The 13305-nt window shown below is 61.0% G+C and carries 8 protein-coding genes; 3 read left to right on the top strand and 5 right to left on the bottom strand.

Annotated features, from left to right (window positions below):
- Positions 1–95 precede the first annotated feature (95 nt).
- Complete coding sequence (locus ACYQ6J_RS12300) at positions 96–1445, bottom strand: 3-deoxy-7-phosphoheptulonate synthase class II (protein WP_460184478.1); 1350 nt, start codon at positions 1443–1445, stop codon at positions 96–98.
- 195 nt (positions 1446–1640) lie between these two features.
- Here ACYQ6J_RS12300 and ACYQ6J_RS12295 point away from each other — a divergent pair, with 195 nt between their 5' ends.
- The 3 genes from ACYQ6J_RS12295 (at position 1641) to ACYQ6J_RS12285 (ending at position 5141) form a co-directional block, all read left to right on the top strand.
- Positions 1641–2081 (top strand): ACT domain-containing protein, encoded by a 441-nt coding sequence (locus ACYQ6J_RS12295; RefSeq protein ID WP_460184477.1) that lies wholly within the window; start codon positions 1641–1643, stop codon positions 2079–2081.
- A 142-nt stretch (positions 2082–2223) separates the two neighbouring features.
- A complete protein-coding gene (locus tag ACYQ6J_RS12290; RefSeq protein WP_460185547.1) occupies positions 2224–3549 on the top strand; it encodes a phenylacetate--CoA ligase family protein in 1326 nt (441 codons plus the stop codon).
- A gap of 74 nt (positions 3550–3623) precedes the next feature.
- Positions 3624–5141, top strand: coding sequence for a sodium:solute symporter family protein (locus ACYQ6J_RS12285; protein ID WP_460184476.1), 1518 nt, complete (start codon positions 3624–3626; stop codon positions 5139–5141).
- A gap of 82 nt (positions 5142–5223) precedes the next feature.
- Here the strand turns inward: ACYQ6J_RS12285 and fusA are convergent, their stop codons facing one another.
- The 4 genes from fusA to rpoC all read right to left on the bottom strand — a co-directional run bounded on the left by fusA (position 5224) and on the right by rpoC (position 13163).
- Positions 5224–7296 (bottom strand): elongation factor G, encoded by a 2073-nt coding sequence (gene fusA, locus ACYQ6J_RS12280; protein WP_460184475.1) that lies wholly within the window; start codon positions 7294–7296, stop codon positions 5224–5226.
- Between the two features lie 177 nt (positions 7297–7473).
- Positions 7474–7944 (bottom strand): 30S ribosomal protein S7, encoded by a 471-nt coding sequence (rpsG, locus tag ACYQ6J_RS12275; protein WP_460184474.1) that lies wholly within the window; start codon positions 7942–7944, stop codon positions 7474–7476.
- Positions 7945–8052: 108 nt separating this feature from the next.
- Positions 8053–8427, bottom strand: coding sequence for a 30S ribosomal protein S12 (rpsL, locus tag ACYQ6J_RS12270; RefSeq protein ID WP_460184473.1), 375 nt, complete (start codon positions 8425–8427; stop codon positions 8053–8055).
- Positions 8428–8813: 386 nt separating this feature from the next.
- Complete coding sequence (gene rpoC, locus ACYQ6J_RS12265) at positions 8814–13163, bottom strand: DNA-directed RNA polymerase subunit beta' (RefSeq protein ID WP_460185546.1); 4350 nt, start codon at positions 13161–13163, stop codon at positions 8814–8816.
- Between the last annotated feature and the right edge of the window lie 142 nt (positions 13164–13305).

The raw sequence follows: 13305 nt of genomic DNA, 5'->3' as shown, positions 1-13305 counted from the left end.
GTCCTCGATGTGCGAATCCCCGCAGGCCTGCGGAGCACGGAAAGGAACAGCCGAATGTCGGACGGTAAACCGCCTAGGCCGATGCCGGGCACCGGTTAGGAAACGGTTTCTCCTCTCATGCATCGTGCGATGAGCAAGGCCATCTCCATGGCCTGCTCGTAATTCAAGCGGGGATCGACCTGGCTTTGATAGGCGCGGCGCAAGTCGGCCTCGTTGGTGCCGCGTGCTCCGCCGATGCACTCCGTTACGTCCTCGCCGGTCAATTCGAAGTGCACGCCGTTCAGTCTCCCGCCCATCGCATGGTGGATCGCAAAGGCCTGCACGACCTCGCGCAGGATGTCGTCGAATCGCCGCGTCTTCAGCCCGTCGCCCAGGGAGATGGTATTCCCGTGCATGGGGTCGCAGCACCACACCACGCGGCGATCGTGCCGCTTCAGCATCTCGACCAGCGGCGGGAGGCACTCCGCGATCCGATCGGCTCCAAAGCGGTGGATGACGGTCAGCTTTCCGGGGACGTTGTCGGGATTCAAGACGCGGACCAACTCCAGCAATTCGTGCGGCGAGCAACTCCGTCCGATCTTGACGGCGACCGGGTTGGCGATGCCGCGAAAGTATTCGACGTGGGCGCCCCCGATTTCCCGCGTGCGGTCGCCGATCCAAGGAAAGTGCGTGGAAAGGTCGTACCAGCCGGACCGTCGCGGCACGCGGCGCGTTTGGGCCTGTTCGTACCACAGATGCAGGCCCTCGTGACTGGTGAAGAACTCCGCCTTACCCAACTCCGCCAGGGATCGCTCCGCCACGGCCTCCAGAAAGCTGACCGCCCCTCCGATCTCTTTCAGCATGCGCCGATATTCGTGCGACCGCGACGAGAAATCGACGAAGCGGAGGTCCCAAAACTCGGGATGACGCAAATCGGCGAATCCCCCGTGGATCAGCGAGCGGACGAAGTTCAGCGTCAAGGCGGCGTGCAGATAGGCCTGGATCATCAATTCGGGGTCCGGCGTGCGAGCCTCCGGCGAAAACTCGGGCCGATTGATCATGGCTCCGCGATACGTCGGCAGCGTCGTGTTCCCGCGAGTCTCCTCCAACTGGGAACGCGGTTTGGCGTACTGACCCGCCATCCGGCCGACGCGAATGATCCGCATTTTGCCGCCGAACATGAGCACCAGGCTCATCTTGAGCAGGATCTTGAGCTTATTGGCAATGATGCTGGAGCAGCAATCCTCGAAGGTTTCCGCGCAGTCTCCTCCCTGCAACAGGAATCTTTCGCCGTGCGCGGCCTCGGCCAGGCGGGATTTGAGCGTTTCGATTTCCCAACTCGTCACCAGCGGCGGAAAACGTGACAGTCGGCGAATCGCATCTTCCAACTGATTGCGGTCGGGGTAGTCGATGGGCTGCGCCAACGGTTTTCGCCGCCAACTGCCGGGACTCCACTCGTCATGCATTTTCGTAACCCCTCTTGCCGTGGAACGCGATCTTGATTGCGGCCGATCTCGCTTGATCGGCCTCGCTCGCGATCGCGGCGATTGCCCGTCGCCCCAGATTTCCGTTATGATCGAATTTTCCCGGTAGGCAAGTCCGTCCTGGCAGGGAGGCGTTCGCCGCGGTCGTCCGTCGTCGCCGGTCTTGGGAGGGAAGCAATGAAACTCAAGCAGATATCACTTTTTTTGGAGAATAAACCGGGCCACTTGAGCGCGGTTTGTCGATTGCTTGCGGAGAATCGGATCAATATCCTCACGCTGTCCTTGGCGGACACCGAGCAATTCGGCATCCTTCGCCTGATCGTCGAGGACTGGGGCAAGACGAAGGAAGTTTTGGAAAAGGCCGGCAACGTCGTGACCGTCACCGACGTCGTGGCCACGGAGGTCGAGGATCGTCCCGGCGGTTTGGCCGAGTTGCTGAGCGTTGTGCAAGAGGCGGGCATCAATATCGAGTATATGTACGCCTTCACGTTCCGCTCCGGCGGCAGGGCGATCATGATCTTTCGCTTCGATGATCCGGACGCCGCCATCACGGCGCTTCAACGCCGCGGTTTCAACGTGCTTCAAGGCGTGGACCTGTTCGAGCGGGCCAAAGCGTGAGGACGGTTCTTCTTCGCCGTCCGCCCGCCCCGGGAAACCGATCTCGGCGTGTGCGGATCGCGCTCGATCGGAATGAATCGATCTTGGCTCAACCGCGGTTCCCGGCGGCAACTCTGCGTGAAAACGAGGCGTAGGTGTGTTCATGGACGCCGCTCCCATTGAAAACTTGATTTGGAATAGCGCGGAGACGCTTCCGCGTGAGGAATTGCGGGCCTTGCAACTGGCCCGGTTGCGGGAGTGCGTGCGGCGCGTCGCCGAGGTGCCGTTCTACAAGCAGGCCTTCGCCCAATCGGGCGTCGATCCCGACAAAATTCGTGATCTCGCCGACCTCCGACGCTTGCCGTTCACCACCAAATCCGACCTCCGCGATCACTATCCGTTGGGCTTTTTGGCCGTCGAACGGTCGCGGATCGTGCGGTATCACGGTTCGTCGGGTACGACGGGGCAACCCACCTTCGTGGCTTACACGGCGCAAGATCGCGCGATGTGGGGCGACCTTTGTGCGCGATTTCTCGTCGCCGGAGGATTGCGACCTCACCACACGGTGCAGATTGCTTTCGGTTACGGGTTGTTTACGGGCGGATTCGGCCTGCATTACGGGGTGGAGACCGTGGGCGCTGCCGTTATTCCGGCGGCATCCGGCAATACGCGGCGGCAGGTGCTGTTGCTTAGGGATCTCCGGCCCGAAGTCCTCATTTGCACGCCCAGTTACGCACTGACCATCGCCGATGAACTGCAAAGCGAGAACGTCGATCCGGCGACGCTCGCCCTTCGATTCGGTCATTTCGGCGGGGAACCGTGGACCGAGGCCATGCGCCGCGAGATCGAAAAGAGGCTGGGCATCACGGCGTTCAATAATTACGGTCTGAGCGAGGCTATTGGACCGGGGGTCAGCGGCGAGTGCCGTCTTCGCTGCGGCATGCACATTCAAGAGGATCACTTTCTTGTCGAGTGCCTGGACCCGGAAACACTGGAACCGGTACCGCCGGGGAGTCCCGGGGAACTGGTCATCACCACTTTGACCCGCGAGGCCATGCCTCTGTTGCGCTATCGCACGCGCGACCTCACCATGCTGGACGATGCGCCGTGCCCCTGCGGTCGAACCGGCGTCAGAATGGCCCGCATCCGCGGAAGGACGGACGACATGCTGATCATCCGCGGGGTCAACGTCTTTCCTTCACAGATCGAGGAGGCCTTGCTCAAAGTGGAGGGGACGACGCCGCACTATCAAATCGAGGTCGATCGACCGGGACGCCGCGATGAAGTCACCGTCCACGTGGAAGTCACCGCGGACTGGTTCTCGGACAAGATGAGCGAGATGCAGCGGTTGCGCGACGCCATCATCGCGGAAATTCACACCGTGACCGGGCTCCATATGCGGGTGAATTTGGTGGGTCCCCGCATGTTGCAACGGTTCGAAGGGAAGGCGGCGCGGGTCGTCGACCGGCGAAAACTCCTCGACGATTGATCGGACGCGGTGCGGCGGTGCCGTCGCCGTGGCGCACGGCGACCCCACCAAAAGCTCATAAGAAGAGACGCCCCATGACGTATGCGATTTTTCTCATCCTCTTGTACTTGCTTCTGATGATCGGTGTCGGTTGGTGGGGGCTGAGGAAGACTCGCACGCTCAACGATTTCTTTCTCGGCGGTCGGGCGATCGGGCCTTGGGTCTCGGCCCTGGCCTACGGGACCAGCTATTTCTCCGCCGTCCTGTTCATTGGCTTCGCCGGAAAATTGGGCTGGGGATTCGGTCTGCGGAGTCTGTGGATCGCCGTGGGAAACGCCTTGATCGGATCGCTCGGCGCTTGGCTGATCCTCGGTCCCCGAACCCGCGTCATGACGCAGCGGTTGAACGTCATGACCATGCCGGAATTCTTCGATGCGCGATACGAATCGCCGCGACTAAAGATCATCGCCGCCATGCTGATCTTCATCTTTCTCCTGCCGTACTCGGCATCCGTTTACAAAGGGTTGGGCCACCTGTTCGAGGTTCAGTTTCACATTCCCTACGAGTGGGCCATTTTGGCGATGACCGTGGTGACGGGAATCTATCTCATCCTTGGGGGATATTTCGCGATCACGCTGACCGATTTTATTCAGGGAATCATCATGCTGGGCGGTGCCGCGGCCATGACGGCGGTCTTGCTCAGCAGGGCGGGCGGTCTGTTCCCGGCGCTAGAAACTGCGGCGGCCAATTATGCACGGCACATCCCGCCCGAGAATCAACCGCCGACCTATTTGCTGGCGTCCCTGGTGCTGATGACGTCGTTCGGCGTTTGGGGATTGCCTCAGATGGTGCAGAAGTTCTACTCGATCAAGGATCCCCGCCAAATCGGCCGGGCGGCGGTCGTCACCACCGTCTTCGCGCTGGTCATTGGGGTCAGCGCGTATCTGACCGGATCGCTGTCTCACGTGTTCGTGGACCGACTTCCCGAGGGGCCTAACCCCTTCGACCGGTTGATTCCCGACTTGCTCTATCGGGAACTGCCGTCGGGATTGATGGCATTGATCCTGTTGCTGGTACTCTCGGCCTCGATGTCCACGCTCTCCTCGCTCATCTTGGTGTCGTCTTCGGCGATCGCCATCGATCTGTACAAGGGACACGTGAACCCGGCGGCATCCAATCGGCGATCGCTGGCGTTGATGCGGTTCTTGAGCGGCGTGTTCGTAGCCTTGTCGTTTTTCATCGCCCAGCAAGAGAACGCCGTGATCGTTACCCTGATGTCGCTTTCTTGGGGATCCGTGGCGGGTGCCTTTTTGGCGCCCTATCTTTACGGTCTCTATTGGCGGCGGGGAACGGCGACCGCCGCATTGGTTTGCATGTTGGTCGGCGTCGGCCTTGCCAATATCCTCTTTCTGTGGTGGGGCGAACGTCTTGTGCCCGTGGCGTCCGTCACCGCGATGGCGGTGCCCATGCTGCTGTTTCCGCTGATCAGCGTTCTCACCCGATCGCCCTCCGCGGCGACGTTGCGACGGGCATTTCATGAGGACTCGTCCCAGGATATCGCCTCCCCAACGGGCGCAGCGGCGCCGAGGCGGGACCCTGCCGCGGCCCGGTGAAGGAGCGTCGATCGGACTCGGTGCGAATTCGATCCGACGATGCGAATGAGGAGCAGTAGCGACGTTAGGCCAAGTGGGAATATCAGAGAAAACTGGCCAGGACTTCCGACGGAGCGGGACCGTACGTCAGCGGTTCCATGGCCGCCGATGCCCGACCTTGACTCAGGCCGCGGACCGCGTTGCTATAGCCGAACAGATTGGCCAGCGGTGCCCGGGCTTCGATGATCGTATTCTTGCCGCGGACGGTAGTGCGGACGATCTCGCCGCGTCGCTGCTGTAGGTCGCTGAGGATGTCGCCCACGAATTCCTCGGGAACGGTGACCTCGATCTTCATGATCGGTTCCAAGAGGACCACGCCGGCCATGCGGAGGGCCTTTTCAAAGGCATCCGCCGCGGCGAGTCGAAAGGCCAGTTCGTTGGAATCGGTCTCGTGGACGCGACCGCCCAAAATCGCCACTTTGACGTGCATCAAGGGAAAGCCCAGCAGTCCGCCGCCTTCGCCGTGCTGCTCCAGCGTTTCCCAGGCGGCCTTGAGGAACGGCGGCGGCAAGGCGTCGCCGCACTCCGGAATCACCACCACCGGCTTAGCGCCTTGGTCGAACGGTTCCATGCGGATGGAAAGCTCGGCCCAAAGTTGCTGGCCGCCCAAATTGCGATGGCACTGCCCCACCGCCTCCACCGCCTTCTCGACGGTTTCCCGATAGCTGACGCGCGGCTTCTGCACCCGGCATCGCAAGCGGTACTCGCGGAGCAGGCGGTGGGTGATGACCTCCAGGTGCAATTCTCCCATCCCGCTGATCAGAATCTGCCCCGTCTCTTCGTTTTCGCGATAGCGGAAGGTCGGGTCCTGACGCTTCATCAGTTCCAAGACCTCGATCAGTTTCTTTCGGTCCGCCGTCGTCTCCGGTTCGATGGCCGTATCCACCACCGTCTCCGGAAAGACGATCGATTCCAGCAGGATGGGATGTTTGGGATCGCACAGCGTATCCCCGGTGATCGAGAATCGCATTCCCATGATGCCCACGATGTCGCCGGCCTCGACCGCGTCGATTTGCTCGCGGCGATCGGCTTGAATCCGCCACAATTGCGGGACGTTTTCTTTCTTGTTCTTGCCGGGGTTCAGAACGCGGCTATTCGCCTTGAGACGTCCCGAGTAGACGCGAACGTAGGCCAAGTCGCCGTAGCGTTCCGGTTGGATCTTGAAGACCAAGCCGCAGAACGGTTCGTCGGCATCGGCCTTGCGGGTCAACTTGCGATCGGGTTTTTCCACGTCGTAGCCTTCGACCGCCGGGATGTCGACCGGACTGGGAAGATAGCGCACCGCCGCATCCAGTACCGGTTGAACGCCGATGCCGTGTAGGGCCGTTCCGCACATCAGCGGCACCACCATGTTTTGAACGGTCGCCAGTCGTAAGACCTCATGGATCAGGTCCTCGGGGACCTCTTCTTCGGCCAATAGCAACTCGGTCATGTGGTCGCTGTAGAGGGAAAGTTGGTCCAGCATCCGCATCCGCCACTGGGCGGCCTTTTCCCGGAGAGGTTCGGGGATGTCTTCCTCCAACACCAAGGCATCGCGGTCTTGTTCCTCGAATCGCAACGCCTTCATGCGGATGAGGTCGATCACCCCGACGAAGGGATCGGGATAATGCGCCGGACCCGCCCCGATGGGGATGTTGATCGCAACCGGTCGGCATTCCAATCGGTCGCGGATTTCCTCGACCGTGGCCTCGAAATCCGCGCCTTCGCGGTCCATCTTATTGACGAAAGCGAGTCGGGGAATGCGGTATCGGTCGGCCTGGCGCCAAACGGTCTCGCTCTGAGCCTCGACGCCTTCCCGGGCGCTGAATACGACCACCGCGCCGTCCAACACGCGGAGGCTTCGCTCGACTTCCGCCGTGAAGTCCACGTGCCCCGGCGTGTCGATCAGGTTGATGTGATACCCCTTCCAATCGAAGGTCACGCAGGCGGCCAGAATGGTGATGCCCCGTTCTTGCTCCTCGGGATCGTAGTCCGTCGTGGTGGTTCCCTCGTCCACCATGCCGACGCGATGGATGAAGTGGCAATAGTACAGCATCCGCTCGGTGAGCGTCGTCTTCCCGGCGTCGATATGGGCGACGATCCCGATGTTTCGAATCAGGTTGATGTCTCTTGGCATGGTTACCTCACCGGGGGCCGAAGTCCCCGCCGCTTCCCGTGGTGCGGCGAATCGGGGCCGGACCGCGATATCATTGTCCGCGTCGCGGCGGGCCGATTCCGCTCGTCCAACTCCGTCTGCGCAAAACAACACCGCACCGAAGGTGATTCGGCGCGGCGTCTTGCTACTCCAAATTCATTACCAGGCAAAATGCGCGAATGCCTTGTTGGCCTCGGCCATGCGGTGTACGTTTTCGCGTTTTGTCATCGCGGCGCCCTCACGCTTGTAAGCGGCGTCCAACTCCGCCGCCAATTTCTCGTGCATGGGCTTGCCTTTGCGGTCGCGGGCGGCCTGAAGCACCCAGCGGATGGCCAAGGACTGCTGCCGCTTTTTGTTGACTTGCATGGGCACCTGGTAAGAGGCACCGCCGACCCGGCGCGATCGAACTTCGATGTTCGGCTTGACGTTGTCGATCGCCTCGGTGAAGACCTCGATCGGACTCTTGTCGGGATATTTTTCCGCGAGGATATCCAACGCCTGATAGAAGATGGTTTCGGCAGTGCTCTTCTTGCCGTCCCACATCATGCAATTGATGAACTTCCCGGCCAGAAGCGATCCGTAACGCGGATCAGGCTTCAGGGTGGCTTCACTGGCTGTTTTCCGTCCCATATCCCACCGTCAAAGAACCGAACAACAAAAGGGAATTGATGGTCGCGAGTGATCCGTCGCAGTTCACGCGATCTAACACATGTCGATCCGATTGGAACCGTGCCGGAGCTATTTACCAGGCTTCTTGGCACCGTAACGACTGCGGGACTGCCGGCGATCGGCCACGCCTGCCGCGTCTCGCGTACCCCGAACGACCTGATAGCGGACGCCGGGCAAGTCGCGGATACGACCTCCCCGCACCAGCACGATCGAGTGCTCTTGCAGGTTGTGCCCTTCGCCCGGGATGTACACCGTGACTTCCTTGCCGTTGCTGAGTCGGACCCGGGCGATCTTCCGCAAGGCCGAGTTCGGCTTTTTCGGCGTCATGGTACGGACGATAAGGCACACGCCTTGCTTTTGCGGGCAGCGATCCAACGCCGGTGCCTTACTGAACTTTCGTTTCGGCCGACGCGGTTTTCGGACTAACTGATTGATCGTTGGCATAGCAAATCGCTTCTAGTCGATAACGCCTTCAACTCCGCCGGGTGGACGGCCTCGGCGGACCTTCCTGCCCAAGGACGCCCTCCCCAAGGGGATGTCCTCCGTTCGACGCCGTTTTCCTCGTGCATCCCCGAAAGGACCGAGGGGGAAACTATAAGCCTAACAATTCGGTCGGCAATGTCAAGCCGCTGCGACTTACGAAACGCGTGATGTGGCACCCCTCGCACCGAATCGCTGCGCAAGGCTAAGCCCGGACTCGCTAAAACTGGACTTACCCGTTGTTCAACTGCCCAGCATCCGTATTTTTCGCTTTCTTCCCGTTCCAGCTCACTCCCGATGTGAAAACAGGAAATAGAAAATATGCGGAAGACACGGTTTCTTTGCAGTTCTTACGTTCCCGACTGGGGATCCGAGGCTTTGGCCTGCGGATCGCTTTCGATCGGCGACTCGCCAATGTCGTCCAACGAGGGGAAGGGGTCCCCTCCGCTAAAGACGTCCTGGGATCCGGTCGCCGAGGTCGTCGATTCCTGGGGGTTTGGGATGTCCTCGAGCAAGGTGAACCTGTCAGAGGTTGCCGCAGCCGGGCGCCGCGCCGCCAGTCTCTCCAGGGCTTCAGGCCGCAATCGGACCTCGGCCTGTTGGTATTTGCGGAATCCGGTTCCAGCGGGAATGAGGCGACCCAGAATCACGTTTTCCTTCAGTCCCACGAGTCGGTCTACGCGGCCCGCCAATGCGGCTTCCGTAAGAACCTTGGTGGTCTCCTGGAAGCTGGCAGCCGAGATGAAGCTGGAGCTTTGGACGGCGGCCTTGCTGACGCCCAGCAGTTGCGTGCTGGCGTCGGCGGGCTTCGGCGGGACGCACTTGGCCGGCTTCTTGCCCGCCGCCTCGACCCGCGTGTTCTCCTGTTCGAAAACCTCGCGCGGCACGATCTCGTCCACCGAGAAATGCGTCTCGCCGGGATCGACGACCTTCACGCATTTCATCAGTTCGGCGTTCTTCGCGCGGAACTCGAACTTGTCGATCAGCGACCCTTCCAAGAGGCCGGTGTCGCCGCCGTTCTCGACCCGGACCTTGCGCAACATCTGGGCCACGATGATCTCGATGTGCTTGTCGTTGATTTCCACCTTTTGTTGGCGGTACACGTTCTGGATCTCGCGGACCAAGTATTGCTGCAATGCTTCCTCGCCGGAGATGCGGAGGATGTCGTGCGGGACGAGGGGACCTTCCACTAGGGCGTCCCCGGCCCGGACGAAGTCGCCGGTATGCACGCGGAGATGCTTGCCGGGCGAAACCATGTGCTCGCGTTCGATGCCGCTGTCGCTGCGGATGATGATCGTCCGCTTGCCGCGACGCTTTTCGCCCAGCAACTCGACCACGCCGTCGATCTCGGCCATGATGGCGGGGTCTTTGGGCTTGCGGGCTTCGAACAGTTCCGTCACCCGAGGCAGACCGCCCGTGATGTCCTGGGTCCCGGTCACTTCCCGCGGTTGCTTGGCCAGCAGGGTGCCCGGCGCAACGATTTGCCCCTCTTCAACTTCGATATGGGCCTTTTCCGGAAGGTATTCGTAACCCAAGATTTTTCCCGTCTCGGGGTCCTCCAAGATGATTTGCGGTTGCCGGTCCCCGCGATGCTCCATGACGATTCTTCGGATGGTCCCGGCGGCGTCGCGATCGGCGCGGAGCGTTTCGCCATCGATCAAATCCTCGAACCGGACGCGCCCGCCGACTTCGGCGATGATCGGGATGTTGTGGCGGTCCCAGTCGCACAGAACCTGTCCCGCATCCACGCGTTGGCCGTCGTCCACCTTGAGATGGGCGCCCAAGGGGACTTCATATCCTTCCAGTTCGCGGCCTTTTTCGTCCAGAATCAGGAGGCGACCGTTGCGAGAGATCGCGATACGTTCTCCCGCCGCGTTGGTGACCACCTGCATGCGGACCAGACGTACTTGCCCGGCCTGCCGCGCGCGGACCTGACTTTCTTCCAAGGCTCGGGCCGCGGTACCGCCGATATGGAAGGTCCGCATCGTCAATTGCGTACCCGGTTCGCCGATGCTTTCCGCGGCGATGATGCCCGCCGCCAAGCCTTCTTCCACCAGGCGGCCCGTCGACAAGTCCATGCCGTAGCACAAGGCGCACACGCCCAACGGAGCCTCGCAAGTCAAGGGACTGCGAACCTGGATCCGTTGGATGTTGTTCTCCTCGATTTTACGGGCGATTTCCGGCGTGATCAGTTCGTTCTCGCGAACGATCACCTCGTCGGTGATCAGGTTCACGATGTTGGCTCGGCTGACACGACCTCGAATCGCTTCGGCCAGGCTCACTTCGACTTTTTCGCCGCGGTAAACGATTCCCTTGGTCACGCCTTGCGTGGTGCCGCAGTCATGCATCGTCACCACCACGTTCTGGGCGACGTCGGCCAGTTTTCGCGTCAGGTAGCCGGAGTCGGCCGTCTTCAAGGCGGTATCGGCCAAACCCTTTCGGGCACCGTGCGTCGAGCTGAAATACTCGAAGACGGTCAAACCTTCGCGGAAGTTGGCTTTGATGGGCGTCTCGATGATTTCGCCGGACGGCTTGCTCATCAGACCCCGCATCCCGGCCAACTGTCGCACCTGCTCGATGTTACCGCGGGCGCCGGACTCCGCCATCAAGTGGATGGGGTTGACGTAGCCCGGATATCGCCGGTCGTTCGCCAGCAACTCCTTGAGGTCGTTGGTAATGGCTTCCCGGGCGTGGGTCCAGGCGTCCAAGACCGCGTTTTTCCGCTCGCCTTCGGTAATGATGCCGCGCTCGTAGGCCCGGTGCTTTTGCATCACCGTCTTTTGGGCGTCGGCGATGATCTTGGCCTTGTTGGGCGGAACCAAGAGGTCGTCGGTGGCGAAGCTCAATCCGCTCAAGGTCGCCTGCCGGAAGCCGATGCGATTCATGTTGTCCAACAGGTCGATCGTGGCCGGACGTCCCAGCAACTCGTAGCAGTCCGAGATGACTTGGGCCAGCCCCTTCCCGGACATGGTCTCGTTGTAATAGTACATGCCTTTCGGCAGCATCAGGTTGAACAGGACGCGGCCGACCGTGGTTTCGATGACGGCGCCCGGCGCGATGTCGGGTCGTCCTTTGACGCGAACTCCCTCCGGCAATCGTACGCGGATCTGCGCGTGCGTATCGACCTTTTTCAGGGAGTGCGCCAATTCCACTTCGTCCAACGACGAGAATACGGAGTCCTCGCCGCGACGGCCCGCCAGGCCCAAAGTCAGGTAATACCAGCCCATGACCACGTCCTGGGAAGGGCTGATGATGGGCTTGCCGTGGGCCGGGCTGAAGATGTTGTGGAACGACATCAGCAGCGTGTGCGCTTCGACGATCGCCTCGATGGATAGAGGTAAATGCACCGCCATTTGGTCGCCGTCGAAGTCGGCGTTGTAGCCCTTGCAAACCAGCGGGTGCAACTGGATGGCGTTGCCCTCCACCAGCACCGGTTCGAACCCCTGGATGCCCATGCGGTGCAGCGTCGGCGCACGATTCAAGAGGACGGGATGATTCTGGATGACCTCTTCCAGAATGTCCCACACCTCCTCGTCCCGCCGCTCAAGCATCTTCTTGGCGCTCTTGATCGTGTCGGCGTGCCCCAACTCGCGCAATCGCCGAATGATGAAGGGCGAGTATAGCTCCAGCGCGATCCGCTTGGGCAAACCGCACTGGTGCAGACGCAGGCTCGGACCGACTACGATCACGCTTCGGGCCGAATAGTCCACCCGCTTGCCCAGCAGGTTTTCGCGGAATCGCCCCTGCTTGCCCTTGATCATGTCGGTCAACGACTTCAAGGGCCGATTGCTGGAGCCTACGACCGGCCGCTTGCAGCGACCGTTGTCGAACAAGGCGTCCACGGCCTGCTGAAGCATGCGCTTTTCGTTCTTGATGATGACGTCGGGCGCATTCAGATCGACCAGCTTCTTGAGCCGATTGTTGCGGTTGATGATCCGCCGGTAAAGATCGTTCAGGTCGCTGGTGGCGAAGCTGCCGGAATCCAACAGCACCAACGGGCGGAGATCGGGCGGAATGACCGGCAACACGTCGAGCACCATCCACTCGGGGCGGTTGTCGCTGTCGCGAATCGACTCCACCAGCTTCAGGCGAGCGATCAGCTCCTTCTTTTTCTGCTTGGAGTTGGTCTCATTCAATTCCACGCGCAGATCGCGCGAGAGTCGGACCAAGTCCATGTCCATCAACAGCTTGCGGATCGCCTCGGCCCCCATGTCGGCCTGGAACGCCCCTTCGGGATACTCGGCCTTGGCTTGACGGTATTCCTCCTCCGTGAGGAGTTGCAGCTTTTTCAACGGCGTGTCGCCCGGTTCGATGACGACGTAATCCTGGTAATAGATGATCTTTTCCAGGCTGGAAACCTTCATCCCCAACAGGGTTCCCAGGCGACTGGGCGCCGCCTTGAAGAACCAGATGTGGACGACGGGGCTGGCCAATTCGATGTGGCCCATCCGCTTGCGGCGGACGCGGCTATGCGCAATCTTCACGCCGCAGCGGTCGCAGACCATGCCCTTGTACTTCATGCCGCGGTACTTGCCGCACGAGCACTCCCAGTCCTTTTCCGGACCGAAGATGCGCTCGCAGAACAGGCCGTCTTTTTCCGGCTTGTAGGTGCGGTAGTTGATCGTTTCGGGCTTCTTGACTTCGCCGAAAGACCAGCTTCGGATGTCGTGGGGGCGCGCCAAGCTGAACTTGACGGCCATATATTCATTGACGCGTTCATAGGAAACGTCGGCGAAACTCACCTTGGGCACTCCTTTTTCCGAGGGAAAAGAAATCGGAGGTCGTGTCGGCGTTCATCGGCGAAAGCGGCGAGAACCCGGCGTCTCACCGCGGTCACAGCGA

This window comes from Thermopirellula anaerolimosa, from assembly GCF_054657335.1.
The sequence above is the reverse complement of the archived record's forward strand: the minus strand, read 5'-3'. Positions and strand labels throughout refer to the sequence as shown.